The organism is Variovorax sp. P1_G12, from assembly GCF_056405555.1.
The window spans coordinates 101,406-125,803 of record NZ_JBFUBW010000023.1; the positions used below are offsets into that span (position 1 = coordinate 101,406).

General features: G+C 68.4%; 25 protein-coding genes. 15 read left to right on the forward strand and 10 right to left on the reverse strand.

All coding sequences use genetic code 11. The annotated features are described in order from the left end of the window. Positions 1-97: 97 nt before the first annotated feature. Positions 98-1,729: a flagellin N-terminal helical domain-containing protein gene (locus tag AC1D2O_RS24480; protein WP_478091240.1), complete on the reverse strand. Its 1,632-nt coding sequence runs from the start codon at positions 1,727-1,729 to the stop codon at positions 98-100. A gap of 168 nt (positions 1,730-1,897) precedes the next feature. Next, a complete protein-coding gene (fliE, locus tag AC1D2O_RS24485) occupies positions 1,898-2,215 on the reverse strand; it encodes a flagellar hook-basal body complex protein FliE (protein ID WP_478091242.1) in 318 nt (105 codons plus the stop codon). Between the two features lie 91 nt (positions 2,216-2,306). Here fliE and AC1D2O_RS24490 point away from each other — a divergent pair, with 91 nt between their 5' ends. The 15 genes from AC1D2O_RS24490 (at position 2,307) to AC1D2O_RS24560 (ending at position 15,009) form a co-directional block, all read left to right on the forward strand. Next, positions 2,307-2,507: a hypothetical protein gene (locus AC1D2O_RS24490; protein ID WP_478091243.1), complete on the forward strand. Its 201-nt coding sequence runs from the start codon at positions 2,307-2,309 to the stop codon at positions 2,505-2,507. Beyond that, positions 2,504-4,261, forward strand: coding sequence for a flagellar basal-body MS-ring/collar protein FliF (fliF, locus tag AC1D2O_RS24495; protein ID WP_478091245.1), 1,758 nt, complete (start codon positions 2,504-2,506; stop codon positions 4,259-4,261). Before AC1D2O_RS24490 ends, fliF begins: the two co-directional genes overlap by 4 nt. Continuing rightward, positions 4,251-5,249, forward strand: coding sequence for a flagellar motor switch protein FliG (gene fliG / locus AC1D2O_RS24500; protein ID WP_478091246.1), 999 nt, complete (start codon positions 4,251-4,253; stop codon positions 5,247-5,249). The genes fliF and fliG overlap by 11 nt, the downstream gene beginning before the upstream one ends. Further along, on the forward strand, positions 5,236-6,045 hold the full coding sequence (gene fliH / locus AC1D2O_RS24505; protein ID WP_478158045.1) for a flagellar assembly protein FliH: 810 nt from the start codon (positions 5,236-5,238) through the stop codon (positions 6,043-6,045). Before fliG ends, fliH begins: the two co-directional genes overlap by 14 nt. A gap of 144 nt (positions 6,046-6,189) precedes the next feature. Next, positions 6,190-7,614, forward strand: coding sequence for a flagellar protein export ATPase FliI (fliI, locus tag AC1D2O_RS24510; RefSeq protein WP_478089510.1), 1,425 nt, complete (start codon positions 6,190-6,192; stop codon positions 7,612-7,614). A 17-nt stretch (positions 7,615-7,631) separates the two neighbouring features. After that, positions 7,632-8,087 carry a flagellar export protein FliJ gene (fliJ, locus tag AC1D2O_RS24515; RefSeq protein ID WP_478089509.1) on the forward strand — a complete coding sequence of 152 codons (456 nt, stop codon included), beginning with the start codon at positions 7,632-7,634 and terminating at the stop codon, positions 8,085-8,087. 20 nt (positions 8,088-8,107) lie between these two features. After that, positions 8,108-9,457, forward strand: a complete 1,350-nt coding sequence (locus AC1D2O_RS24520) for a flagellar hook-length control protein FliK (protein WP_478158046.1) — start codon at positions 8,108-8,110, stop codon at positions 9,455-9,457. A gap of 104 nt (positions 9,458-9,561) precedes the next feature. After that, positions 9,562-10,041 (forward strand): flagellar basal body-associated FliL family protein, encoded by a 480-nt coding sequence (locus AC1D2O_RS24525; protein ID WP_478089507.1) that lies wholly within the window; start codon positions 9,562-9,564, stop codon positions 10,039-10,041. Positions 10,042-10,062: 21 nt separating this feature from the next. Continuing rightward, on the forward strand, positions 10,063-11,064 hold the full coding sequence (gene fliM / locus AC1D2O_RS24530; protein ID WP_478089506.1) for a flagellar motor switch protein FliM: 1,002 nt from the start codon (positions 10,063-10,065) through the stop codon (positions 11,062-11,064). After that, on the forward strand, positions 11,057-11,491 hold the full coding sequence (gene fliN / locus AC1D2O_RS24535; protein ID WP_478158047.1) for a flagellar motor switch protein FliN: 435 nt from the start codon (positions 11,057-11,059) through the stop codon (positions 11,489-11,491). The genes fliM and fliN overlap by 8 nt, the downstream gene beginning before the upstream one ends. A gap of 55 nt (positions 11,492-11,546) precedes the next feature. Further along, complete coding sequence (gene fliO, locus AC1D2O_RS24540; RefSeq protein ID WP_478089504.1) at positions 11,547-11,954, forward strand: flagellar biosynthetic protein FliO; 408 nt, start codon at positions 11,547-11,549, stop codon at positions 11,952-11,954. Positions 11,955-12,013: 59 nt separating this feature from the next. Then, positions 12,014-12,706: a flagellar type III secretion system pore protein FliP gene (fliP, locus tag AC1D2O_RS24545; RefSeq protein WP_478089512.1), complete on the forward strand. Its 693-nt coding sequence runs from the start codon at positions 12,014-12,016 to the stop codon at positions 12,704-12,706. 144 nt (positions 12,707-12,850) lie between these two features. Beyond that, positions 12,851-13,120 carry a flagellar biosynthesis protein FliQ gene (fliQ, locus tag AC1D2O_RS24550; RefSeq protein ID WP_478089503.1) on the forward strand — a complete coding sequence of 90 codons (270 nt, stop codon included), beginning with the start codon at positions 12,851-12,853 and terminating at the stop codon, positions 13,118-13,120. Between the two features lie 283 nt (positions 13,121-13,403). Then, positions 13,404-14,198 carry a flagellar biosynthetic protein FliR gene (gene fliR / locus AC1D2O_RS24555; RefSeq protein ID WP_478158048.1) on the forward strand — a complete coding sequence of 265 codons (795 nt, stop codon included), beginning with the start codon at positions 13,404-13,406 and terminating at the stop codon, positions 14,196-14,198. A gap of 82 nt (positions 14,199-14,280) precedes the next feature. Then, positions 14,281-15,009: an MgtC/SapB family protein gene (locus AC1D2O_RS24560; RefSeq protein ID WP_478089501.1), complete on the forward strand. Its 729-nt coding sequence runs from the start codon at positions 14,281-14,283 to the stop codon at positions 15,007-15,009. 46 nt (positions 15,010-15,055) lie between these two features. Here AC1D2O_RS24560 and AC1D2O_RS24565 read toward each other — a convergent pair whose 3' ends face one another. The 8 genes from AC1D2O_RS24565 to AC1D2O_RS24600 all read right to left on the reverse strand — a co-directional run. Further along, the gene (locus AC1D2O_RS24565; RefSeq protein ID WP_478089500.1) at positions 15,056-16,003 is read right to left on the reverse strand and encodes a DUF5996 family protein; all 948 of its coding nucleotides are present in this window, start codon (positions 16,001-16,003) and stop codon (positions 15,056-15,058) included. Between the two features lie 69 nt (positions 16,004-16,072). Further along, complete coding sequence (locus AC1D2O_RS24570; RefSeq protein WP_478089499.1) at positions 16,073-16,333, reverse strand: hypothetical protein; 261 nt, start codon at positions 16,331-16,333, stop codon at positions 16,073-16,075. A 112-nt stretch (positions 16,334-16,445) separates the two neighbouring features. Then, positions 16,446-17,114, reverse strand: a complete 669-nt coding sequence (locus AC1D2O_RS24575) for a hypothetical protein (protein ID WP_478158049.1) — start codon at positions 17,112-17,114, stop codon at positions 16,446-16,448. Positions 17,115-17,226: 112 nt separating this feature from the next. After that, complete coding sequence (flgL, locus tag AC1D2O_RS24580) at positions 17,227-18,438, reverse strand: flagellar hook-associated protein FlgL (RefSeq protein WP_478089497.1); 1,212 nt, start codon at positions 18,436-18,438, stop codon at positions 17,227-17,229. Positions 18,439-18,472: 34 nt separating this feature from the next. Continuing rightward, on the reverse strand, positions 18,473-20,437 hold the full coding sequence (gene flgK / locus AC1D2O_RS24585) for a flagellar hook-associated protein FlgK (protein ID WP_478089496.1): 1,965 nt from the start codon (positions 20,435-20,437) through the stop codon (positions 18,473-18,475). 82 nt (positions 20,438-20,519) lie between these two features. Further along, positions 20,520-22,127, reverse strand: a complete 1,608-nt coding sequence (locus AC1D2O_RS24590; protein WP_478158050.1) for a methyl-accepting chemotaxis protein — start codon at positions 22,125-22,127, stop codon at positions 20,520-20,522. Between the two features lie 39 nt (positions 22,128-22,166). Next, a complete protein-coding gene (locus AC1D2O_RS24595; RefSeq protein WP_478158051.1) occupies positions 22,167-23,879 on the reverse strand; it encodes a methyl-accepting chemotaxis protein in 1,713 nt (570 codons plus the stop codon). 76 nt (positions 23,880-23,955) lie between these two features. After that, positions 23,956-24,398, reverse strand: a 443-nt coding sequence (locus AC1D2O_RS24600; protein ID WP_478158052.1) for a methyl-accepting chemotaxis protein, incomplete at its 5' end; no start/stop codon positions are given.

Sequence of the window (24,398 nt, forward strand, 5' to 3'; positions counted from 1 at the left end):
ATGGCCGCAGGGGACAGCGCAGGCGGTGAGGCCTGCGGCCGCCAGGACCTTCCCTTGCGGGAGGGGCCTGGCATTCCTTTTCCTATCTGCTAGTCGATCAACGCAGGAGCGACAGCACGCCTTGCGTGGTCTGGTTCGCCTGGGCCAGCACCGAGGTACCGGCTTGCTGCAGGATCTGCGCGCGGGTCATGTTCGACACTTCCGTGGCGTAGTCGGCGTCTTCGATGCGCGAACGCGAGGAAGACAGGTTGGTCACCGTAGTGCCGAGGTTGGCGATCACCGAGTCGAAACGGTTCTGCACCGCACCCAGCGAGCTGCGCAGTTGGTCCACCTTGGACAGGGCTGCATCGAGTGCCTTGAGCGGATCGACCGTTGCCTTGCCGGCGCTGACGGCCTGAGTCGTCACCTTGCCGGGCTTGGACGAATCGGCGTACAGCACGCTGCCAGCCGCGTCGGTTGCGATGCCGTTGGCATTCAACTTGATCGTTTCGAGGGCAGTGGCCGTCAACCCGCTGGCACCCATGAAGACGCCGGCGAGGGCGCCGCCGGCGGCCGCCGTGTAGTCCACAGTAGCGTCGCCGTCGGAGTCGACGGTGCCGCCCACAGTCTTGAGCTTGACAGCAACCGCGTCCGCCGAAGCCTTCTCGCCCGTGACGGCGAACGTGGCGCCCCCCGACGTGTAGGTCGCACCGGTTGCGCCGATCTTGATCGTGTCGCCCGCTTGCATGCCCGTTGCGGCAGCGGTCAGCGTCGCGACGGTGGCGGGGGTGGAAGCCGCGCCGGTCTTGGTCAGGTTCTTGGTTGCATCGAGGTACAGCGCCGAGCCATCGTTGGCATCGGTCAGGGCGCCGTTGCTGTCGATCTTGACATCCATCGACTTGGCGCCGATGGTGACGGTTGCCGTCGCGCTGCCACCGACTGGCGGGGTCAGGGAGGCATTCGTCGCGGCCAGCGTCCGAGCGCTATCGCCAGCAGCGTAGCTCTTCGTCGCAGCGCTGTAGGTGAACGTTTCCGTACCCACTTTGACAATCCCGCCGTCTTTCAACGTTGCCAGCGCATCCGACGAAACACCGCCATTGGCGGCCGCGGTCAGCGTACGGTCGTACGTGGTCACGCCGGCAACCGGGACACCGTTCTGCGCGAAACCGGCGATCAACAGGTCGGTCGCGGTCGCGTTCTTGTTCGCCGCGCCGGTGTTGTTCACGTTGAAGCTGTCGAGACCCAGTGTCTTCGCGCTGATTTCCTTCAGGTCGATGTCGATCGTCTCGCCATCGTTCGCGCCGACTTGCACGGTCAGCTTGCCGGCGTCGGCCGACAGAACCTTCACGCCGTTGAACTGGGTCTGCTCCGAGACGCGGTTGATTTCGTCCAGGCGCAGCTTGATTTCACCCTGGATCGAGTCCAGGTCGCTGGCCGAGTTGGTGCCGGTGGCGGCTTGCACCGACAGTTCACGAACGCGCTGCAGGTTGTTGTTGACTTCGGTCAACGCGCCTTCAGTCGTTTGGGCGATCGAGATGCCGTCGTTGGCGTTGCGCGAAGCTTGCGTCAGGCCCTTGATGTTGGCCGTGAAACGGTTGGCGATGGCTTGGCCGGCGGCGTCGTCCTTGGCGCTGTTGATGCGCAGGCCGGACGACAGACGCTGGATCGCGGTGTTCAGCGACGACTGCGACTTGGTCAGGTTGTTCTGCGTGAGCAGAGAAAGGCTGTTGGTATTGATGACTGACGCCATGTTCGACTCCTGATGACAAAGGTTGTGGACTTCCGGCCTCTGGCCGTAACGCTGGTTCCGATCTCACCGTGAGACTCAGGCCACCGTTGGTTCAGTTATCGGCAGGCCCCTGGAAACATTTAGGGCTCGGCGCAAAAAAGCACCGACCCCGTCCACGACCCCGGCGGCTCAAGCCGGCAGGTTCATCACTTCCTGATAGGCGCTTACGAGCCGGTTGCGCACCTGCAGCCCGGTCTGGAACGCCACGTTGGCCTTCTGCAGGTCGACCATGACGTCGTTCAGCGCGATGCCGGGCTTGCCGAGTTCGAAGGCCTCGGCCTGGCCGTAGGCCCGGGTCTGGGCGCCGCTGATGTTGTCCAGCGAGCGCTTGAGCTCGGCCGCGAAGCCGCCGGTCTCGGCGGGCGCGGCGGCGGCGGGCGTGAAGCCCGCCTGCAGCGAGGTGACCCGCATCTGCTGCAGAACGGATTCGATGGCGGCGATCGACATGAGGAACTCTTTCGTTTGTTGGAACTTTGGTGTTGCTAAAGAAGCGCCCAGGCGCTCCGTCGTCCTTTCAGCGTAGCAAGGGAAGACCCCGATGGAAGCCGCTAACAGACGGCAAAAGCCCCCGCTGTTCGGACCATCGAATCTGTTACGACTGCTCACAATCAATCGCGAAACGACAAGCCCGCTGACGACTTCTACGGCCTCCGGCATGACCTCTGAACAACAAACTTCCTACCTGCGCATGACGACGCACCTTCCCGGCGCACCGGCCATGGCGAGGATCCGCGCATGAGTTCGACGGCACCCGCGAGCGCGGCGCCCGCGGCGTCCTCGCTCCCCCCGATGCTCGAACGCCTGCGCGCCCAGCCGAAGCTGCCGATGATCGTCGGCGCGGCCGCGCTGGTGACCGCCGTGGCGGCGTTCACACTCTGGAACCGCGGCCCCGACTACAAGGTGCTCTACACCAACGTGTCGGACCGCGACGGCGGCGCGATCATCGCGTCGCTGCAGCAGATGAACGTGCCCTACAAGTTCGCCGAGGGCGGCGGCGCGATCCTGATCGCCGGCGACAAGGTGCCCGAGGTGCGGCTCAAGCTCGCGGCCCAGGGCCTGCCCAAGGCCGGCGGCGTCGGCTTCGAACTGATGGACAACCAGAAGTTCGGCACCAGCCAGTTCGCCGAGCAGGTCAACTACCAGCGCGCGCTCGAAGGCGAGCTGGCGCGCTCGATCGAATCGGTCGGCACGGTGGAGTCGGCGCGGGTCCATCTGGCGCTGCCGAAGCCTTCGCTCTTCGTGCGCGAGCAGAAGAAGCCCTCGGCCTCGGTGGTGCTGACGCTGCAGCGCGGCCGCAGCATCGACGAGGGCCAGGTCAGCGCCATCGTCCACATGATCTCCAGCAGCGTGCCGGAGCTCGACCCCAAGAGCGTCACGGTGGTCGACCAGCGCGGCAACCTGCTGTCGGCGGCCAACAGCGGCACCCGCGGCCTGGACGTGAGCCAGCTCAAGTACGTGCAGGAGATCGAGCAGGGCTACATCCGCCGCATCGAAGCCATCCTGCAACCCATCGTCGGCGCCAGCAACGTGCGCGCGCAGGTGGCGGCCGACGTCGACTTCTCGGTCATGGAGCACACCGACGAGACGTACCGCCCGAACCAGGAGCCCGGCAAGGCCGCGATGCGCAGCCAGCAGTCGAGCGAATCGCTGCAGCAGGGCGGCCTTCCGCCCGGCGGCGTTCCCGGCGCCCTGTCGAACCAGCCGCCGGGCAACCCGAGCGCGCCGATCGCGACCGCGCCCAAGCCCGGAACCCCGGGTGCCCCCGGAACCCCCGGTGCTCCGACTGCGCCTGGCGCGGCGAACGGTGCCCCCGCGCCGGTTGCGACCGCGGCGGTGGCCACCGGCTCCGGCAGCTCGCGCAAGGACGTCACGACCAACTACGAGCTCGACCGCTCGATCCGCCACGTGCAGCAAAGTGCCGGCGGCATCAAGCGGCTGTCGGTGGCGGTGGTCGTCAACTACAAGGATGCGACCGACGGCGCCGGCAAGACCAGCCCGCGCGCGCTCACCCCGGTCGAGATCGAGCAGATCCGGAACCTGACCCGCGAGGCCATGGGCTTCAGCCAGGACCGCGGCGACTCGCTCAACGTGGTCAACAGCGCCTTCGCGGACGACCACCGCGAGCCGGCCACGGCGGACGTCCCGTTCTGGCGCGACCGCGAGAACCTCGATCTCGGCAAGTCCGTCGGGCAGTACCTGCTGCTGGCCCTGCTCGCCCTGTTCGCCTGGTTCGCAGTGCTGCGGCCCCTGCTGCGCAAGCACCTGGCGCCGCCGCCCGCGCCGGCCCCGGCCGTGGCGAGCGTCCCGGACGACGCCGTCGCCGAGGAGCCGGAGTTGTCGCAGGAGCCGACGGTCTCCGCCGAAGAAAGCCTGCGCCAGCGCGAGGCCGCCCGCCAGAAGGCAGATATGGAATACGCCCATCAACTCGCCGACCAGGATCCCAAGCTGGTCGCCACGCTGATCCAGCACTGGATGAACGCCCATGATCAGTGAAACCGGAACCCGCAAGAGCGCCATCCTGCTGATGGCCCTCGGTGAAGACCGCGCCGCCGCGGCGCTGGCCCACCTCGCCACCTCCGAGGTGCAGACCCTCGGCCTCGCGATGGCGAAGCTCGCCGCGGTCTCCAAGGACGAGCTGAACTCGGTGCTGTCCGAGTTCCGCCAGGAGACCGAGCAGCTCTCGGCGCTGCACCTGGGCTCGAGCAGCTACATCCGCGCGGTGCTCAAGAAGGCGCTGGGCGACGACCGCGCCAGCAACCTGCTGGAGGACATCCTCCAGGCCGACGAGCCGCACAGCGGCATCGAGCGCCTGAACCAGCTCGAGGCCAGCGAGGTGGCCGAGCTGATCCGCGACGAGCATCCGCAGATCCTGGCGACCGTGCTGATCCACCTGGACCGCATGAAGGCCTCGGAGGTGCTCGAGAAGCTGCCGGCCCGCCTGCGCCACGACGTCATCATGCGCGTGGCCACCTTCGGCGGCGTGCAACCCTCGGCCCTCATGGAGCTGACCGACGTGCTGACCGAGATGCTGTCGGGCCAGGGCCTGAAGCGCAGCCGCCTGGGCGGCGTGCGCACCGCCGCCGAGATCGTCAACCTGATGGCGAGCGCGCAGGAAGAGGAAGCCATCGCCCATGTGCGCGAGCACGACGAGGCGCTGGCGCAGCGGATCATCGACGAGATGTTCGTGTTCGAGAACCTGCTGAGCCTGGAAGACCGCAGCATCCAGCGCCTGCTGAAGGACATCGAGTCCGACTCGCTGATCATCGCGCTCAAGGGCGCGCCGCAGGAGCTGCGCGACAAGTTCCTGAGCAACATGTCGACGCGTGCCGCCGAGACGCTGCGCGAGGACATGGAGCTGCGCGGACCGGTGCGCGTGTCGCAGGTCGAGGCCGAGCAGAAGTCCATCCTGCAGGTCGCCCGCCGCCTGGCCGAAGCCGGCGAGATCGTGATTGCCGCGCCGGGTACCGATGACTACGTCTGACCGCCCCTCCCCCTTCGGCTCGCGGGCCCGGCTGGCCGCGGCCTACCCGCTCGGCGCCGGCGCCGGCGCCAGCGGCGCCGCGTCGACCCGGCCGGCCCGGCCGCTGCTGTCGGCCTGGCAGCGCTGGGAGATGGACACGCTCGTCGAGCCCGCGGCGCCGGCTGCGGTGCCAGGTGCGCGCAAGAGCATCCCCGCCCCGGAGGCGCCGCCTTCGATGGCGCTGCTGCATGCCGCCGAGCTGGCGGCCCTGCGCCGCGAAGCGCGCAGCGCCGGCGAGGCCGAGGGTCGCCGCGAAGGCCGCGCCCTGGGGCGGTCCGAAGGCCATGCCGAGGGCCGCACCGAAGGGCTGGCCGCCGGCCTGGCCGCCGCCAGCGCGCATGCCGAACAGCTGCGCGCCCTCGCCGCCAGCCTGCCGGCGGCGCTGCGCCGCGCCGAGACCGAGCTGGCCGACGCAGTGCTGACGCTGGCGCTCGACGTCGCGCGCCAGGTGGTGCATCGCACGCTGCGCGCCGAGCCCGAGTGGGTGCTGCCGCTGGTGCAGGACCTGCTGCACACCGACCCCGCGCTGCAGGGCGAGCCGCGCCTGCTGCTGCATCCGGAGGACGTGGCGCTGGTGAAGAACAGCCTGGGCAACGAGCTGCAGGCCGCGGGCTGGCAAGTGCGCGCCGACGAGACCCTGAGCCGCGGCAGCTGCCGCGTGCAGTCGGCCAGCGGCGAGCTGGATGCGAGCCTCGAAACGCGCTGGAAGAGCGTCACCGCCGTGCTCCAGCGCGACATCGACGCGCAGGAACAATGAACCACCCCCGAAGCGCCTGCGGCGCCTCCCCCTCAAGGGGGCGATACCAGCGGCCCGGCGAAGCCGGTTCCGCGGTATCCCTGACATGGGCCTGCGCGGGTTTCATGCGTCGTGGGTCACGCCATAGCGCGGAGGAAAACTGAGATGCCTGCACTCGTTCAAAACACCACGGCCGCCAACCCCCACCTGCAGTCCTGGCTGGCCACGCTGGCCCAGGCCCGCAGCGACGTCAGCCGCTGCGCGATGACCACCCAGTCGGGCCGCCTGACGCGCGCGGTCGGCCTGGTGCTGGAGGCCGTCGGCCTGCAGCTGCCGGTCGGCAGCGACTGCCTGATCGAACTGCCCGCCGGCCATCCGCAGCGTCATGCCGAGGCCGAAGTGGTCGGCTTCGCGGGCGACCGGCTGTTCCTGATGCCGCAAAGCGAAGTGGCCGGCCTGGTGCCCGGCGCGCGCGTCTTCCCGCGCCCCGGCACGACCGGCTCCGCGCTCACGGGCGACGCCCACACCAAGCGCCTGCCGGTCGGCATCGGCATGCTCGGCCGCGTGGTCGACGCCGCCGGCCGCCCGCTCGACGGCCTCGGCCCGCTCGACATCAGCCGCAAGGTGCCGCTGTCCTCGCCGCCGGTGAACCCGCTGTCGCGGGCGCCGATCGACTCGGTGCTCGACGTCGGCGTGCGCGCCATCAACGCCATGCTCACGGTCGGCCGCGGCCAGCGCATGGGCCTGTTCGCAGGCTCCGGCGTCGGCAAGAGCGTGCTGCTCGGCATGATGGCGCGCTACACCAGCGCCGAAGTGATCGTGGTCGGCCTGATCGGCGAGCGCGGCCGCGAAGTCAAGGATTTCATCGAGAACACGCTCGGCGAGGAAGGCCTGGCGCGCGCCGTGGTGGTCGCCGCGCCGGCCGACAACTCGCCGCTGCTGCGGCTGCAGGGCGCGGCCTATGCCACCTGCCTGGCGGAGCACTTCCGCGACCTCGGCAAGGACGTGCTCCTGATCATGGACTCGCTGACCCGCTACGCGATGGCCCAGCGCGAGATCGCGCTGGCCGTGGGCGAGCCGCCGGCCACCAAGGGCTACCCGCCCTCGGTGTTCGCCAAGCTGCCGGCCCTGGTGGAGCGGGCCGGCAACGGCGCCCGCGATGCCCAGGGGCGCGGCGGCTCGATCACCGCTTTCTACACGGTGCTGTCCGAGGGCGACGACCAGCAGGACCCGATCGCCGACTCGGCCCGCGCCATCCTCGACGGCCACGTGGTGCTGTCGCGCACGCTGGCCGAGGCCGGCCACTACCCGGCGATCGACATCGAGGCCTCCATCAGCCGTGCGATGACCGCGCTGATCCCGGCCTCGCAGTTCGACACCGTGCGCCGCTTCAAGCAGATGCTGTCGCGCTACCAGCGCAACCGCGACCTGATCAGCGTCGGCGCCTATGCGCCCGGCCACGACCTGCAGCTGGATCAGGCGATCGCGATGTACCCGCGCATCGAGGCCTTCCTGCAGCAGTCGATGGAGGAGCCCACCGACTACGCGGCGTCGATCGCGCGCATGGGCCAGCTGTTCGAACCCGCCTGAGAAAGCAAGGAACCCCCATGGTCCAGAGACTTCCGCTCGACACCCTGACCGACCTGGCGCGCACGCAGACCGACGATGCCGCGCGCCGCCTGGGCGCGCTGCAGACCGCGCAGCTCAGTGCCAACCAGAAGCTCGACCTGCTGCTGCAGTACCGCCAGGACTACTACGACCAGTTGCACGCGCTGATGAACAAGGGCCTGCCGACCGCGCAGTGGCGCAACTACCAGGCCTTCCTGGGCACGCTCGACGGCGCCATCGAACAGCAGCGCGCGATCGTCGCCCAGGCGGCCAGCCGGCTCGACCACGGCCGCGTCGACTGGCAGCACCACAAGCGCCGCCTCAACTCCTTCGACACCCTGGCCGAGCGCGTGCGCCGCCAGGAGATGCTGGCGCAGGCCAAGCGCGAGCAGCGCGACAGCGACGAACGCTCGGCCCGCAAGTTCTTCGACCGCGCCGCCCATCCGACTCTTTGAAGTCCATCCTGGATCCGCCCATGCCCACACTCCTTCCTTCCGTCCATCCTTCCGGCCAGCCCGTCTCGCAGGCCGGCACGCGCGGCCGCGGCGCCGATCAGCCCGAGGGCCGCAGCTTCGGCGCGGCGCTGGACCGCTCGCGCGCCGCCAGCGCAGCGAAGACCTCCGCGTCTTCCGATGCCGCGCCGGACACCGTGGCATCGCGGCGGTCGCTGCGCGACGGCGAACGCAAGAGCGAACTCAGCGCCGCCGACGTGCTGGCCCTGCTGGCACCGCTCGCGGCCCCGATCGCGGCGCCGATCGTCGCCACCGCGGCCGATGCCCGCCGGGGCGCGGACGCCGCGGCGTCCACCGCGAAGGGCGCGGCCGTGCTGCCGGACGGGGTCGCAGCGGACGCTTGCGCATCCGCGATCGCGCTGCCGGCGGCCGACGCAGCGGCCTCGCAGGCCGCCGGCGCCGAGGAGACCGCCCAGGCCGTGGCACAGGATGCACCGGCGGCGGACGATGCCCCGGACACGCCGCACGCGGCCAAGCCGGCCAGCGCGATCGATCCAGGTAGGACCGCACTCGCGCGGCCGACCGCCGAGACGGCGGCAGCCGCCGAGCCGCAGGCCGCCACCGCACCAGCATCTCCGTCGGGCATGCCGCCGATTGCGGGCGCCAGGGCTGCAGCACCGTCCGCGGGCGAAGCCGGGGCGGCCTCCGCGGCTGCCCCCACCGACACACCCAGGACCGCCGCGATCCAGGCCGCCGCCGGTGCCGCGAGCTCGATCGCCGCCGGCAGCGCGCCCAAGAGCGCCGAGCCGCTCGACACCGACACCGCATCGACTCCGCAAGCGCCGCAGGCCCTCGCCTCGGCGATGCCGGCGGCGGCCGACCGTGCCGCCGCGACCCGCAACACCACGCCGGTGCTGTCGGTCGCGCCGCCCGTGGGCAGCGACGAATGGGGCCCGGCGATCGGCCGGCAGATGATCCGCATGAGCGCCAGCGGCCACCAGACGGCCGAGCTGAACCTCAACCCGGCCGGACTCGGCCCGCTCAAGGTGACGCTGTCGATGGGCGACAACCAGGCGCAGGCGATGTTCGTCTCGGCCCACGAAGGCGTGCGCCGCGCGGTCGAGGCGGCCCTGCCGCAGCTGCGCACCACGCTCGCCGAGCAGGGCATCAGCCTGGGCCACACCTCGGTCGGCGCAGAGACCCGCCAGCCGTCGCAGCAGGGCTTCGCCGAGCAGAACCCCGGACGCTCCTCCGGCCAGTCCGACCATCCGGGCGCCGGCCGCGGCTCCGACAGCGCCGCGGCGCCGCAACGCGCCGCCGCCCGCCCCGATGCCGTGCGCGCAGCGAGCGCCGGCCTGGACACCTTCGCCTGAAACGCGTCAATGAACGGATCTGAGGCGCTTTTCCACGCCTGATCGACCGTTCGCCAAGCCTTCAGTTCGCAAAGAATAGACCGAACAAGACATCGAGCTTCACCATGGCCACCAACACCTCAGTCACCGCCGCCCCTGCCGCCCCCCGCTCCTCGAAGCTGCTGATCGGCCTCCTGGTCGGGGTCGGCCTGCTGGCCGCCGGCGCGGCCGCCTATATCTTCGTCGGCCCCAGGCTCACGCAGGCCGAAGCCGCCAAGGCGGTGCCCGAGAAGCCGATCTTCGTCACGCTGGAGCCCCTGACCGTGAACCTCCAGGGCGAAGGCCGCGGCAAGTTCCTGCACGTCGGCATGGCGCTGAGGGTGCGCAGCGAGCCGTCGAAGGCGCAGATCGTCGAATTCATGCCCGAGCTGCGCAGCCGGGCCCTCATGCTGCTGTCGAACCGGAGCGCCGACTCCCTCGTTTCGCCCGAGGACAAGGCCAAGCTGGCCGAAGAAATCCGCGTCGAGCTCAACCGCCCGCTCAACAGCGAGTTGCCCGAGCAGGGCATCACCAGCGTCGCCTTCAACACCTTCGTGGTGCAGTGACCCCTACCAGGCAAGCCACCCATGGCCTATGAACAGGTCCTCTCGCAGGACGAGGTCGATGCACTGCTGCAAGGCGTCACCGGCGGCAGCGTCGACCAGACCAAATCTCCGCCTCCGCCGCCCGACGGCCTGCCGGCCTACGACCTCGGCGCGCCCGACCGCGTGGTCCGCAGCCGCATGCACACGCTGGAGGTCATCAACGACCGCTTCGCGCGCGGCCTGCGCAGCGCGCTGCTGAACTTCATGCGCCGCAGCCCCGACATCTCGGTCGGGCCGGTGCAGATCCAGCAGTACGCCGAGTTCGTGCGGCACCTGCCGGTGCCCGCGAACATCAACATGATGCACATGAAGCCGCTGCGGGGAACCGCGCTCTTCGTGTTCGATCCGAAGCTGGTCTTCCTGGTGGTCGACAACCTGTTCGGCAGCGACGGTCGCTACCACGTGCGGGTCGAGGGCCGCGACTTCACGCGCACCGAGCAGCGCATCATCAAGCGCCTGCTCGACCTGTCGCTGCAATGCTACGGCGAGGCCTGGCAGCCGGTGTTTCCGCTGGCCTTCGACTACGTGCGCGCCGAGATGCACGGCAAGCTGGCCAACATCGTGGCGCCCAACGAGGTGGTGATCAACACCACGCTGCAGATCGAGTTCGGCCCCATCGGCGGCTTCCTGCACGTGTGCATCCCCTACTCGATGATCGAGCCGATCCGCGACCTGCTGTCCAACCCGATCCAGGACGAGGTCGAGGTCGACAAGCGCTGGATCAAGCAGATGTCCAGGCAGATGCAGGCGGCCGACGTCGAGCTCACCGCGGACTTCGTGAAGATGTCCTCGACCATCGGCGAGATCCTCAAGCTCCAGGTCGGCGACGTGCTGCCGATCGAACTGCCGACCACGGTCGTCGCCAAGGTCGATGGCGTGCCGGTGATGGAGTGCGGCTTCGGCACCTCGAACGAGCGCTACGCCCTGCGCGTGCAAAACATGATCACCCACCAAGACAGCGATGTGAAGAACGACCATGACTGACAACACCTCCTTCGCCAGCGACACGGACGACTGGGCCAGCGCGCTGGCCGAGCAGACCGCCGCCACCCCTGCAGCGCCTGCCGCCCAGCCGGTGCCGGCCCCTGCCGCCGCCCAGGTCTTCCCGCAGATCCAGGAGCCGACCTCGGCCGCCGGCGTCTCGGCCGTGGACATCGCGCGCGTGATGGACGTGCCGGTGCAGCTCACCGCCGAGATCGGCCGCACCCGCATCACGATCAAGAGCCTGCTGCAACTCTCGCAAGGCTCGGTGGTCGAACTCGACGGCCTGGCCGGCGAGCCGCTCGACGTGCTGATCAACGGCTACCTGATCGCCCAGGGCGAAGTGGTGGTGGTCAACGACAAGTACGGCATCCGCCTGACCGACATCATCACGCCCTCCGAGCGGATGCAGAAGCTGGCGCGTTCATGAGCCGCACGGCCGTTCCGAAGGCGAATACCGCAGCGCGCAGCGCGGAGGCTTTCGAATGAGCCTTCCGACCGTGCCTTCCCATGCGGTCGAGGTGGCGCCGGTGGTCGGCGCCTCGGGCCTGCTGCAGGCCGGCCTCGGCATGCTGATGGTGCTGGGCCTGATCTTCGCGTGCGCCTGGCTGGCGCGCCGCTTCGGCCTGCAGCGCTTCGGCGGCGGCGGCCAGGTGGTGAAGGTGGTCTCCAGCGCCAGCGTCGGCCAGCGCGAGCGCGTGGTGGTGGTCGAGGTCTCGGGCACCTGGCTGGTGCTGGGCGTGACCTCCAGCCAGATCAACACGCTGCACAGCCTGCCGGCGCAGTCGCTGCCCCAAGCCAGCGCCGCCGAGCCGGCAGCCTTCAAGCCGATCGACCTGTTCGCGCAGAAGCTGCGCGAATCGCTCACCGGCAAGGCGCGGGCGGCCTCGTGAGCCACGCCCTTCGCCGCGGCCTTCGGGCCGGCCTCGTGCTGCTCGCGGCCACGCTGCCGATGGCGGCCTGGACCCAGGGCCTGCCCGGCCTGATCAGCACGCCCGGCCCCGGCGGCAGCCAGACCTGGTCGCTCAGCGTGCAGACGCTGGTGCTGCTGACCTCGCTGTCCTTCCTGCCGGCGCTGTTGCTGTGCATGACCAGCTTCACCCGCATCCTGATCGTGCTGGGCCTGCTGCGCACTGCCATCGGCACGCAGTCGTCGCCGCCGAACCAGATCCTGGTCGGCCTGTCGCTGTTCCTGACCTTCTTCGTCATGTCGCCGGTGTTCGACAAGGTCTACAACGAGGCCTACAAGCCCTTCTCGGAAAACAAGATCAGTACCGAGAAGGCGCTCGAGCGCGGCATCGAGCCCTTCAAGACCTTCATGCTGCGCCAGACCCGCGAGAACGACCTGGCCCTGTTCGCCAAGCTCGCCAAGGTGCCCGAGATGCAGGGGCCCGAGGACGTGCCGCTGCGCATCCTGCTGCCCTCCTTCGTGATCAGCGAGCTGAAAACCGCCTTCCAGATCGGCTTCACCATCTTCATTCCCTTCCTGATCATCGACCTGGTGGTCGCGAGCGTGCTGATGTCGATGGGCATGATGATGGTGCCGCCCGCCGGCATCGCCCTGCCCTTCAAGCTGATGCTGTTCGTGCTCGCCGATGGCTGGCAGCTGCTCATCGGCGCGCTCGCGCAAAGTTTCTACACATGAGCTCGCCCCCAGGTTGGGCTCACTTCGTGTAGCCCGCCCACCCCCTACCGGGGGCAACACCAGCGGCCCGGCAAAGCCGGTTCCGCGGTGTTTCACGAACACCCCGGAAGCGGGAACGACATGGATCGGAAGGAAGGAAACAGGATGACTCCAGAAACCATCATGTCGATGGGCAACCAGGCGATCCAGGTGTCGCTGGTGCTCGCCGCGCCGCTGCTTCTGGTGGCGCTGATCGTCGGCCTGATCATCAGCATCTTCCAGGCCGCGACCCAGATCAACGAGCAGACGCTGTCGTTCATCCCGAAGCTGCTGGCGGTGTTCGCGACGCTGGTGATCGCCGGTCCCTGGATGCTCAACCAGATGCTGGACTACATCCGCACGCTGTTCATGAGCATTCCGCAGCTCGTGGGCTGAATGTGGCCCCCACGCTCCTCACTTCGTGTGTCGCTGCCCCCCGAGGGGGCCGCAGGCCGCCTTGGGGCGGCCCGGCGCCGGCCTGGATGGCCCCCACGCTCCTCACTTCGTGTGTCGCTGCCCCCCGAGGGGGCCGCAGGCCGCCTTGGGGCGGCCCGGCGCCGGCCTGGATGGCCCCCACGCTCCTCACTTCGTGTGTCGCTGCCCCCCGAGGGGGAGTCAGCAGGCCGCCCGTCAGCGCGAAGCGCGGACTTCGCCGCGCTGGCGGCCCGGCGCCGGCCTGATGCCACCGGTCTTCGAGGTCACGTCGGCGCAGCTGACCGCATGGATGACGGCCTTCCTGTGGCCTTTCGTCCGGATGCTGGCGCTGGTCGGGACCGCCCCCATCTTCAGTGAATCGTGGGTGCCGCGCCCGGTCAAGGTCGCGATCGCGGCGCTGCTCGCGCTGGTCATCGCACCGACGCTGGGGGCCATGCCCTCGGTGCCGGTGGTCTCGGCCGGCGGGGTCTGGATCATCATCCAGCAGGTGCTGGTCGGCGCGGCCATGGGCTTCACGATGCGCATGGTGTTCATCGCGGTGCTGGCCGCGGGCGAGTACATCGGCCTGCAGATGGGCCTGTCGTTCGCGTCCTTCTTCGACCCGATGAACGGCGGCGCCACGATGGTGGTGGCGCGCTTTCTCAACATGCTGGCGATGCTGATCTTCGTCGCGATCGACGGCCACCTGCTGATGATCGCCGCGCTGGCCCAGAGCTTCGAGGCCCTGCCGATCGCCGACGCGCCGCTGGCCGCGCAGGGTTGGATGTTCCTGGTCTCGGGCGCCAGCCAGATCTTCGCCAGCGGCATGATGCTCTCGCTGCCGCTGGTGGCCGCGCTCCTGATCCTCAACCTCGCGATGGGCATCCTGAACCGCGCCTCGCCGCAGTTCAGCATCTTCGCGGTGGGCTTCCCGCTGACGCTGCTGGCGGGGATCGGGATGCTGCAGCTGCTGATGCCGCACCTGGGCGCGTTCCTCGAACCGCGCTTTGCGGCCGGGCTCGATGCCATGGTGCGCTTCGCTGCGGCATTGCGGCGCTGAACCCATCGAGCGCCTCGAACAGGTACAGTCCCGGCCTTCCGTCCCTTTGCCGCTTCGGCTCGCCCCGACGGCCCGATGCCCCATGCAAGCCATCCAGTACTTCAACCCGACGGCCCTGATCGACTCCGTGGTCAGCCTGGTCTTCGCCTTCTTGCTGGGCGCCATGATCGGCTTCGAACGGCAGGTGCGCCAGCGCACGGCGGGCTTGCGCACCAACACCCTGGTGGCGGTCGGCGCCGCCATCTTCGTGCTGCTGGGCGATCGCCTGTTCCAGATTCATGGCGGCAACCAGGGCCCGATCCACGTGGTCGCCTACGTGGTGTCCGGCATCGGCTTCCTCGGTGCGGGCGCGATCATGAAGGAGGGCGCGAACGTCACGGGTCTCAACACCGCCGCCACGCTCTGGGGGTCGGGCGCGGTGGGCGCCTGTGCCGGCGCCGGCCTGATCGGCGAGGCCATCATTGCGGCGATGTTCGTGCTGGCCAGCAACACGCTGCTGCGCCCGGTGGTCAACCGGATCAATCGCCAGCCCGTCAACGAAGCGGCCAGCGAGGCGATGTACACGGTCTACGTGATCTGCAGCAGCCAGAGCCAGGCCGACGTGCGCGAGAAGGCGATCGAGCTGCTGGAAGCCGCCGACTACCCGGTGCGCGAGGTCGACCAGCATCCCTTCGGCCAGACGGAGATCGAGATCGATGCCCGGCTCTATGCCACTGCCGTGGAGGCGGAGGCGCTGGACAAGGTCACGGCGGCCCTCGAGGCCCATCCGGGCGTCTCCCAGGCCTTCTGGAATTCGAGCGGCGAGGAATAGCGCCGGCGGCGCGAGCGACGGCGCAACCGGGCAATTCCCCGCACCTTCACCCGTCGTCCCGTCGCTCCAGCACCGCGCGATCCCATTCGGCGAGTCCCGCCGCGGCACCATAGGTGCTCTGCAGGAACGCCAGGAGGTCGAGATCCGGCGTCGCCGCCGTACGCACCGCGTCGTACGGCAGGATGAACTCGCGTGCCGGTGGGTGGTAGAAGGCAGCGGTCGGCTGCACCCGTTGCTCTCCGTATCCCGGCGGCTCCGGGTAGGCGTAGGCGTAGAACGCAGGCTCCTCGAAGGCGCCGCCGCCTGGCCAGAAGCCGGCGCTGCTGCATTCGTGCGAGTAGGCCTCGACCATCACGCGTTGGGGGCAGTTCGGAGCACCCCCGGGGTGGCGCGGTGCCACCCGACCCGAAAAGCGCGTGCAAGCAAGGTCGAAGCTTCCCCAGAAGAAGTGCATCGGACTCTGCTTGCCTGCAAAGCCGCTGCGGAAGATCTTGAACACGCGATCGACCTGCAGCAAGGCACGCCACCAGCGGTGGACGGCCGCCGCGTCGTACGAGGCGTGCGCCACGTCCTGTGCGAAGGGAACGGCGGTTTCCACTTCCACAGGCTTCGGCATGAGCGTCGGCGTCACGCCCAGCGACTTCAACGCGTCGGTGTACTTCGCGTAGAAGCTTGCCACCGACATCGGCGCAAGTGCCAGTCGGCACGCTTCGCCCTCACTGGTGCGCAGCACAAGGACATGGTCGATGAAGTCGAACTCCACCACCACGAGCTTCGAAAGCCAAGGCATCGGCGACGTGGTGAGTCCTCGTTCACTGACGTACAGCGTCACCTGCCACCAGTGGTTCTCCATGGGCGCGAGCGCGAGCCGCGTCTTGCCCACGATCTGGGTCCACATGTGAAGCGTGGCATACGTCTCGCGCCACTGTGCCAGCGACAGTTCAGGCCATTCCATGCCGGGCCGCGCGTCTCGCATGGGAGTTGAATCTGGCATGGCTGGCTCCTGATGAAGTGGACGCCGAGGGGGCACAAGTCGTCCCGGCCTCGACGGCCAGGCCGTTGCTCAGGAGTCCAGCGGCGGCCTTCTCGGCTGCATTCTCGGGACTTCCTTTTCTACAGCGTTGCCGGCTGCCGGCCCTTTCCGGCCGGCGTCATTTCGGCCCGATGTGTTCGACGAGGAAATCGAGAACGAGACGGCGGACAACCCGATCACGAACAGCGTCATCATGAGGTTTCGCTCGACGGCACGCTTTCCTTCGCTGAAAAGCCAACGCAGGCCCGCCACCAATTTGTATCCCTCAAACAATCGCATCTCGGTATTCATGGATTTCGTTGAATTTCTTGCTTTCTCCTGACAAATCATATTTCCAAGTCCTTCTCGCTCGCAAGCGTTCCCGCAAATGCCCGAATCCTCATGCCCTGCCCTTGACTCTGCATCAATGTCCGCCATTGGCGAGCGCTTCGCGCGGCAGCCTAGCCAACCACCCCGCCAGCGCGCAAACCAGCACAAGAACCGCCCATGAACCGGCCGCCATGGCCTGCGGCGAAGGTGGAGGCGGCGCCATCGTCATGCCGACCACCGTGAAGACAAGAACGAGCAGCGACAGCATGGTGAGTGCGATCAACCTGCCGCGGGGCAGCCGGCATCCAGGAATGAACAGGCAGAGGCCAATCACCACGATGGCGGCCTCGACGGCCAAGGCTGCAGGCATGTGCTGCCAGAGGCCGACGCCCACCTTCGCCGATCCGGCGCCGGCCAGAGGCATTTCAGGCCTGTGAACCAGGGCGTCGAGGAGCCAATGCGAGAAGACCGCCGCGGCGACCAGTGCGGCGACGCGCACCTTCGAAGGTCCGAGGCGTCCGTACGAGACGAACGCTGCCGCGCCCGCCAAGGCGGACCAGACCGCGGCGGCCAGCAATCCATGCGAGCAGGGAAACACGAATTCCGCCTGGTGCGTGCTGGCGAAGTCCGCGGGCAGCGTGACGGACTCCCAGCCAAGCAGCACGAAGAGCCACAAGACCAGGTCGAGAAGCAGCCCGGCGGCGATGAACACGCCCACGTTCACCCGCCGTTCGGCGCGCCCCAAGGCCAGGCCGACGCCCATGTGACCAGCGAACATCGGGAGCTCCTTTCCGAGAACGACCAGACCCGCATTGTTGGGCGATCCCGCGCCTGCCTGGCTCTTCAATCGAAGAGAAGGCCGCGCGGCAACTCTCTCACAGGTAGTTGAAGAGCGAAATCGAAGCCAGCTTCGCAAAGGTCATCTGCGTCGCCTGCAGCGAGGTCTGGCGCTGGTAGAACTCCGAGATCGCGCTGGCCGGATCGAGGTCCTGCACCGCCGAGAGGTAGCTCTTGTCCATCAGGTCGCGCGCTGCGCCGCCGACGTCGAGGGCGTCGATCTCGTTCATGCGCGAACCCACCGACGACAGGACGGTCAGCACGTTGTCGTGCGCGTTCGTGACCTTGACGTTGGCGGTGCTCAGCGCGTTCTGCAGCTTGGCCTGCGCCGCAGCGCCGCCGCCGGTGAGCGGCGTGCGCAGTGCCGTCACCAGCGCGCCGATGGTCGCGAAGATGTCGGTGCCCGCATTCTTGGCGGTGCTGACGCTGAAGCTGTCGCCGTCGTCCGGCGTGCCGCTGAGGCTGATCTGCAAGCCGCCGAAGGCGATCGGCGAGCCGGCCGTGAAGGCGCCGCTGGCGGCGACCACGGCGGGCACGTCGTTGGTCAGCACAGTGTAGTTGCCGCCCAGGAAGCTGATCCGGAAATCCTTGCCGTAGTCCGGCGCGGTCGCATCGACCACGCCGACCGGACCGAAGACCCCGGTGCCGCTGTTTCCCGCCGCGCCCGAGGTGACATAGCCCGCGCCGCCCTGCACCGACTGGAACACGCTGCGGCCGTCGTCGGAGGTCGACAGCTGGCGCGCCACGTCGATCTGCATCAGGCGCTGGCCCTGGTCGCCGACATACTGCACGAAGCCGCCAGCCTGCGCGACGAAGGGCGGGTTGGCGCTCTTGTAGCCGGCAAACAGGAACTGGCCGTTGCCGTCGTCGGTGTTCGCGAGGCCCACGAGCTGGTCGAGGTTGCTCTGGATCGCGGTGGCCAGCGAGGCCCGGTCGGCGTCCGAGATCGTGCCGTTGCCGGCCTGCACGGTCAGGGTCTTGATGTTCTGCAACAGCACGGTGGTGCTGTCGAGCGCGGTCTCCTCGCGCTTGAGCGACAGCATCGCGCGCTCGCGGCTGGTGGCGTACTGCGAGGATTCAGCCAGCGTCTGGCTGACGCCGAGCGCCCGCGCCGCGCCGACCGGGTCGTCGCCGGCCGTCAGGAACTTGGTCCCGGCGGACAGCCGCTGCTGGACGTTGAAGAGGTTCTGCTGCTGCAGGCCCATCGCGAAGGTGTTCCGCTCGAAGAACGAACTGGTGCTGATGCGCATCACGGCTCCTGGAATTGGGTGGGGTTCGGTGGGATCAGCTGCGGATGCCGAGGATCGCGTCGAAGATGGTCGAGGCGGTCTGGATCACCTTCGCATTGGCCTGGTACATCTGCTGGTACATCAGCAGGTTGGCGGTTTCCTCGTCCTGGTTGACGCCCGAGATCGACTGCTGGCTGGCCTTGATCTGGGTGGTCACGCTCTCCTGCGTCTTGGCGGCGACCTTGATTTCCATCGTCTTGTTGCCGACTTCGCTGACCAGCTGCGAGTAGGCGCCGTTGAAGGTGGTGGTGCCGTTGCCCATCGTGGTCTGGCGCTGCAGCGCGCCGAGCAGCAGCGCGTTGCTGCCGTCGGAGACGCCGGCGCTGTTCTTGCCGACGGTGAAGGTGTCGCCGTTGGCCGGCGCGCCCGTCATCGTCATGCTGATGCCGTCGAAGCTGATCTTGGCGCCGGCCGTGTAGGGCACGGGGGTGTTGGCCGGATAGATCGTGGAGGTGCCGTTGGCCAGCGTCACGGTGACCGCGGAGGCCGCGGGGAAGCCCGACAGCATGCCGGTCGCCGCGTCGTAGCTCAGCGTCACGTTGGCCGCCAGCGGCGTGCCGGGGTAGCTGGCGTCGACGGTCGCGGCGCCGAGCTTCCCGCTGCCCTGGTTGCCGGCGCTGTTGCCGGTGATCACGGGCGAGGCCGCAGCCACCTTGGCCGGGTCCAGCACCAGCACGTCCAGGTCGCGCGCGCCGTTGCGGGTGGGCTGCACCAGGAAGGTGTCGCCGTCCTGCGCCGTGCCGCTCGCCTGCGACAGGCTCACGCCGTCGAAGGTGATCGGGAAGGTGGTGAAGGTGCCCATGGCCTGCTTGTCCGACAGCCGGGTCACCGAGTAGTTCAGCGTGCCTGCCACATCCTTGACTTGAATCGAGTAGTCGCTGGTGCTGAGCTGGTTGGTGTTCGTCACGCTGCCGGCGAGCACCAGGTTGCCGGTGTTCTTCGCGTTCGAGAAGATGCCGGGCGCGGCGGTCGTGAAGAAGTCCGTCCCGAGCGCGCCGTTGAGGTCGACGCCCAGCTTGTGCTGGTCGTTGAAGGCGCCCGACACCGCCATCGCGAGCCGGCCGATCGCATTCTGCGCGGGGATGAGCGTCTGGGCCCGGAACGACATCAGGCCGCCCAGCGAACCGCCCGTGATGACGTTGTCGCCGAGCTCGGACACCGTGCCCGACAGGCCCACCAGGGCCACCGTGGTGCGGGTCGGATCGGCGGCCGACGGCACCGCCTTCACGGTCGCGGCCTGGTCCCCCATCACCAGCGACTGGCCGTTGCCCATGAAGACGTTGTACTTGCCGTTGTCCTGCTCCAGCACCTTGACGTCGGCGATCTGGCTCAGCTCGCTCACCAGCTGGTCGCGCTGGTCCAGCAGGTCGTTCGGGGGCTGGCCGCCGGCGACCGCGCTCATCATGCTGATCTGCTGGTTGAGACTCGCGATCTTGCTGGAATAGGTGTTGATCTGGGCCACGCTGCCCGTGACCTGCTCGTTCAGCGACGCATTGAGGTCGCTCAGGTAGCGGTCGGTGGCGCGGAACTTGTTGGACAACGACTGCGCCGAGCTGATCAGCTGCTGGCGCGCCGCCGGATCGGCCGGCGTGTTGGCGACGCCTTGCACCGCCGTGAAGAAGCTCTGCATCAACGGGCTCAGGCCGGCGGTCTTGTCGGCCAGCAGGGAGTCGATGCGGCTGATCTCGGTGCCGTAGGCGTTCAGCGCCGCCGAGGAAGACTGGGCCGACGCGAGTTGCGCGGTGAGATAGCGGTCGTAGCTGCGGTTGATCGTGGTGACGCCGGCGCCGGTGCCGATGTATCCCGAGCCGGTGCCGATCGCGGCGTTGGTGGCGACCTGGGCGACCTGCCGGCTGTAGCCCGCGGTGTACACGTTGGCGGTGTTGTGGGCCGTGGTCATCAGCGCGGTGCGGGCGACGCTGAGGCCGCTCAGACCCGTAAAGAACAAGCTTCCTGACATGGAGAATTACCTGGTTGTCTGTGGGGTGGGTGTGACTCGCGGCATCGTCGCTGCGATGCCTTCGAGATCTATATCGGCAGCGTCAGGCCAAAATTGAAGGCCGCGCGTCGTCCTGGTCACGGAGCCTGAAGATGCCGACAACATCCGAGAGCCCCCCCGCCTGCTCCTGCAAGGATTGCGCCGCAGCCGAGGCTTCCTCGACCAGCGCCGCGTTCTTCTGCGTCACCTGGTCCATCTGCGTGATCGCCTGGTTGATCTGCTCGATCCCCGAGGTCTGCTCCTGGCTCGCCGCCGTGATCTCGCCCATGATGTCCGTCACGCGCTTCACGCTGCCGACGATCTCTTCCATGGTCTTGCCCGCTTCGGCCACCAGCGCGCTGCCCGCGCCGACCTTGCCCACCGAGTCGTCGATCAGGCCCTTGATCTCCTTGGCCGCGGCCGCCGAGCGCTGCGCGAGGCTGCGCACCTCGGCCGCCACCACCGCGAAGCCCCGGCCCTGCTCGCCGGCCCGCGCGGCTTCCACCGCCGCGTTCAGCGCCAGGATGTTGGTCTGGAAGGCGATGCCGTCGATGACCCCGATGATGTCGACGATCTTCTTGGAAGAGGCATTGATGGACGCCATGGTGTCCACCACCTGGCTCACCACCTCGCCGCCCTTGACCGCCACTTCGGAGGCCGAGGCCGCCAGCTGGTTGGCCTGGCGCGCGTTGTCGGCGTTCTGCTTCACGGTCGAGGTCAGCTCTTCCATCGACGCCGCGGTCTGTTCCAGCGAGCTCGCCTGCTCCTCGGTGCGCGACGACAGGTCCTGGTTGCCGGCCGCGATCTCGCCCGAAGCGGTGGCGATCGTGTCGCTCGAGGCCTTGATCTTTCCGACCACTGCGGTCAGTTCGATCTGCATCTGCCGGATCGAATGCAGCAAGCTGCCGGCACGCGCGGAGCCGGTGTCGACCTCCACCGCCAGATCGCCACTGGCGAAGCGGCCGACGACCTCCGCCGCATAGGCGGGCTCGCCGCCCAACTGCCGCCCCAGCGAACGCGCGACCATCAGCCCCATGCCCACGCTGGCCAGGAGCCCGACCGCGGCGATCACCAGCATCATCCAGCGCGAACTGCGATAGGTGTCGGCGGCTTGCTCCGCGCTGGCCTTGGCGAGCGCGTTGCTGTGCGCCACCATGGCTTCGAGCACTTCCTCGAGCGCGCGGGAGTCCTTCAGCAGCTGCGTGCTGTCGTCGCCCACCCGGCCGTCGAACTGCGAGCTGTCGAGCGATTGCTTGCCCACCAGCGCGACGAAATCCGCCATGCGCTGCTTCAGCGGCGCGATCTGGGTTTCGTACTGCCGATAGAGCGTCGCGCCGGCCTCGCTCTCGGCGAACAGCGGCTTGGCCACCGCGGCCCGCGCCTCGAGGTCTTCGATCGACTTGCGGATCGCGACGGACCCCGTATTGCGCTCGCCGCGCGTGGACGCCGACAGCAGCGTCATCTGGGACCGGCTGGCGTAGAGCAGCGCGATGTTGGCATCCTGCAAGGCCTGCAGGGTGTTCAGCTCATGGTGGTAGAGCCTGTCGGTCGACGCGCTGATGCGCGCCATGTGAAAGATGCCAAGCGCACTGACCACGGTGCCGAGGACCGCGACCACAAGAAAACTCAAGACCAGCTTGACAGTCACACGTAGCTGTTGAAACCACTGCATTCCTACTCCTTCGATGGCGGCCCTTGGCGGGCCTGGCTTTTAGAACTCGGTCCAGTCTCCAGACGCTGCGAGCTTCGGCTCGGATCGGGCCGACTCCGCGGTGCGCTTCGGCGCCGATGACGGGGCGGCCGCACCGGCCGGCTTGCGGGGCTGCACCTTGGCCTTCGATTTCGCCTGCGCAATCACGCGCGCGGCGTCGCCGTCGCTGGCCATCTTGAAGACGCTGACGGCCTGCACCAGGCTCGACGCCTGTTCCTGCAGCGAGCCGGCGGCCGCCGCTGCCTCTTCCACCAACGCCGCGTTCTGCTGCGTCACCTGGTCCATCTGCGTGATCGCCTGGTTGATCTGCTCGATCCCCGAGGTCTGCTCCTGGCTGGCCGCCGTGATCTCGCCCATGATGTCCGTCACGCGCTTCACGCTGTCCACGATCTCTTCCATCGTCCGGCCCGCTTGCGCCACCTGCTTGCTGCCTTCCTCGACCTTGTCCACCGAGTCTCCGATCAGCGTCTTGATCTCCTTGGCCGCCGCCGCCGAGCGCTGCGCCAGGCTGCGCACTTCCGACGCCACCACCGCGAAGCCCCGGCCCTGCTCGCCGGCCCGCGCGGCTTCCACCGCCGCGTTCAGCGCCAGGATGTTGGTCTGGAAGGCGATGCCGTCGATGACGCCGATGATGTCCACGATCTTGCGCGAGGAGGCGTTGATCGAGCCCATGGTGTCCACCACCTGGCTCACCACGCTGCCGCCGCGCACCGCCACCTCGGAGGCCGAGACCGCCAGCTGGTTCGCCTGCCGCGCGTTGTCGGCGTTCTGCTTCACCGTGCTCGTGAGCTCTTCCATCGAGGCCGCCGTCTCTTCCAGCGAGCTCGCCTGCTCCTCGGTGCGCGACGACAGGTCCTGGTTGCCGGTGGCGATCTGGCTCGACGCCGTCGCGATCGTGTCGGTGCCGCTGCGCACTTCGCCCACGATCTTCACCAGGCTGGCGTTCATCTCCTTCAGCGCCTGCATCAGCTGGCCGGTCTCATCGGTCGTATGCGCCTCGACGCGGCTGGTCAGGTCGCCGGCAGCCACCGATTGCGCGACTTTCACCGCTTCGGACAGCGGCTTCGCCACGATGCGGGCGATCCACAGCGCCAGCACCAGGCCCAGGGCCACGCTGCACAGCAGGATGCCGATGACCCAGAGCCTGGCGTCCGCATAGACCGCGCCCGCCATGTCGCTGGCCTGGGTGGCACCGGCCTCGTTCACCGCGCCCAGCTTGTCGAGCATCTGCGCCAGCTCGCGGTTCACCCGCAGGGATTCGCCGCGGATCAGGGCAGTCGCCTCCTCGTTCTTCTGGGCGCGGGACAGGGCGATGACCTTTTCGTGCTCCAGCGCGTACTGGCCCATCGCCTTGACGTATTCGGGGAAGATCTGCTTTTCTTCGGGTTCGGAGATCAGCTTCTCGTAGAAGGAGCGGCTCTTCAGCAGTTCGCCCCAGGTGTCGGCCATCGACTTCTCATAGCCGGCCATCTCGCTGTCCGTGGTGGACAGGATGTGCTGAAGTTCCTGGGCCCGGTAGCGCGACATCAGGCCCTTCATGTCGAGCACCGCGCGCGTGGCGGGCATCCAGTTGGTCGTGATGTCGGTCGACATCTGGTTGACCTTCGAGAGCTGCACGACCGAGAAGACACCGACGAAGACCGTCAGCGCCAGCACGGCGATGAATGAAATCAGGAGCTTGGACGCAATCCTGAGGTTGTAGAACGCTTTCATGGAATTTCCCTTGTGGCTCTGGGCCGTGTGATGGATTGCCGGCCTCTCGCCGTCGCTTTTGCTGGAGGGCCTCGGCTCAGAATTCGGTCCAGTCGCCCGTGGCAGCGCCTGCCGAAGCCAGCTGCGGCGCGGTCGATCCCTTTTTCTCGGGGCCCTTCACCGGCGTCCTGGCGCTCGCCTTCGGTGCGGCGGCCGCCACGGCGGGACGTCCCGGCACCGCGGGACTGCGTCCGCCGCTGCCGGCTCCCAGCTTGAAGACGCTGACCGCCTGCACCAGGCTCGACGCCTGTTCCTGCAGCGAGCCGGCGGCCGCCGCGGCCTCTTCCACCAGCGCCGCGTTCTGCTGCGTCACCTGGTCCATCTGCGTGATCGCCTGGTTGATCTGCTCGATCCCCGAGGTCTGCTCCTGGCTGGCCGCCGTGATCTCGCCCATGATGTCCGTCACGCGCTTCACGCTGTCCACGATCTCTTCCATCGTCCGGCCCGCTTGCGCCACCTGCTTGCTGCCCTCCTCGACCT

What these genes read in the sequence shown, in the direction of transcription:
- fliO (WP_478089504.1), top strand. Translation starts at nt 11,547, where the DNA reads ATGAGCCTTCCGACCGTGCCTTCCCATGCGGTCGAGGTGGCGCCGGTG.
- fliN (WP_478158047.1), top strand. Translation starts at nt 11,057, where the DNA reads ATGACTGACAACACCTCCTTCGCCAGCGACACGGACGACTGGGCCAGC.
- AC1D2O_RS24590 (WP_478158050.1), bottom strand. Translation starts at nt 22,127, where the DNA reads ATGCAGTGGTTTCAACAGCTACGTGTGACTGTCAAGCTGGTCTTGAGT.
- AC1D2O_RS24525 (WP_478089507.1), top strand. Translation starts at nt 9,562, where the DNA reads ATGGCCACCAACACCTCAGTCACCGCCGCCCCTGCCGCCCCCCGCTCC.
- flgK (WP_478089496.1), bottom strand. Translation starts at nt 20,437, where the DNA reads ATGTCAGGAAGCTTGTTCTTTACGGGTCTGAGCGGCCTCAGCGTCGCC.
- fliF (WP_478091245.1), top strand. Translation starts at nt 2,504, where the DNA reads ATGAGTTCGACGGCACCCGCGAGCGCGGCGCCCGCGGCGTCCTCGCTC.
- fliH (WP_478158045.1), top strand. Translation starts at nt 5,236, where the DNA reads ATGACTACGTCTGACCGCCCCTCCCCCTTCGGCTCGCGGGCCCGGCTG.
- flgL (WP_478089497.1), bottom strand. Translation starts at nt 18,438, where the DNA reads ATGCGCATCAGCACCAGTTCGTTCTTCGAGCGGAACACCTTCGCGATG.
- fliI (WP_478089510.1), top strand. Translation starts at nt 6,190, where the DNA reads ATGCCTGCACTCGTTCAAAACACCACGGCCGCCAACCCCCACCTGCAG.
- fliP (WP_478089512.1), top strand. Translation starts at nt 12,014, where the DNA reads ATGGCGGCCTGGACCCAGGGCCTGCCCGGCCTGATCAGCACGCCCGGC.
- AC1D2O_RS24570 (WP_478089499.1), bottom strand. Translation starts at nt 16,333, where the DNA reads ATGAATACCGAGATGCGATTGTTTGAGGGATACAAATTGGTGGCGGGC.
- fliQ (WP_478089503.1), top strand. Translation starts at nt 12,851, where the DNA reads ATGACTCCAGAAACCATCATGTCGATGGGCAACCAGGCGATCCAGGTG.
- AC1D2O_RS24565 (WP_478089500.1), bottom strand. Translation starts at nt 16,003, where the DNA reads ATGCCAGATTCAACTCCCATGCGAGACGCGCGGCCCGGCATGGAATGG.
- AC1D2O_RS24480 (WP_478091240.1), bottom strand. Translation starts at nt 1,729, where the DNA reads ATGGCGTCAGTCATCAATACCAACAGCCTTTCTCTGCTCACGCAGAAC.
- AC1D2O_RS24595 (WP_478158051.1), bottom strand. Translation starts at nt 23,879, where the DNA reads ATGAAAGCGTTCTACAACCTCAGGATTGCGTCCAAGCTCCTGATTTCA.
- AC1D2O_RS24560 (WP_478089501.1), top strand. Translation starts at nt 14,281, where the DNA reads ATGCAAGCCATCCAGTACTTCAACCCGACGGCCCTGATCGACTCCGTG.
- AC1D2O_RS24490 (WP_478091243.1), top strand. Translation starts at nt 2,307, where the DNA reads ATGGAAGCCGCTAACAGACGGCAAAAGCCCCCGCTGTTCGGACCATCG.
- fliE (WP_478091242.1), bottom strand. Translation starts at nt 2,215, where the DNA reads ATGTCGATCGCCGCCATCGAATCCGTTCTGCAGCAGATGCGGGTCACC.
- AC1D2O_RS24520 (WP_478158046.1), top strand. Translation starts at nt 8,108, where the DNA reads ATGCCCACACTCCTTCCTTCCGTCCATCCTTCCGGCCAGCCCGTCTCG.
- fliM (WP_478089506.1), top strand. Translation starts at nt 10,063, where the DNA reads ATGGCCTATGAACAGGTCCTCTCGCAGGACGAGGTCGATGCACTGCTG.
- fliJ (WP_478089509.1), top strand. Translation starts at nt 7,632, where the DNA reads ATGGTCCAGAGACTTCCGCTCGACACCCTGACCGACCTGGCGCGCACG.
- AC1D2O_RS24575 (WP_478158049.1), bottom strand. Translation starts at nt 17,114, where the DNA reads ATGGGCGTCGGCCTGGCCTTGGGGCGCGCCGAACGGCGGGTGAACGTG.
- fliR (WP_478158048.1), top strand. Translation starts at nt 13,404, where the DNA reads ATGCCACCGGTCTTCGAGGTCACGTCGGCGCAGCTGACCGCATGGATG.
- fliG (WP_478091246.1), top strand. Translation starts at nt 4,251, where the DNA reads ATGATCAGTGAAACCGGAACCCGCAAGAGCGCCATCCTGCTGATGGCC.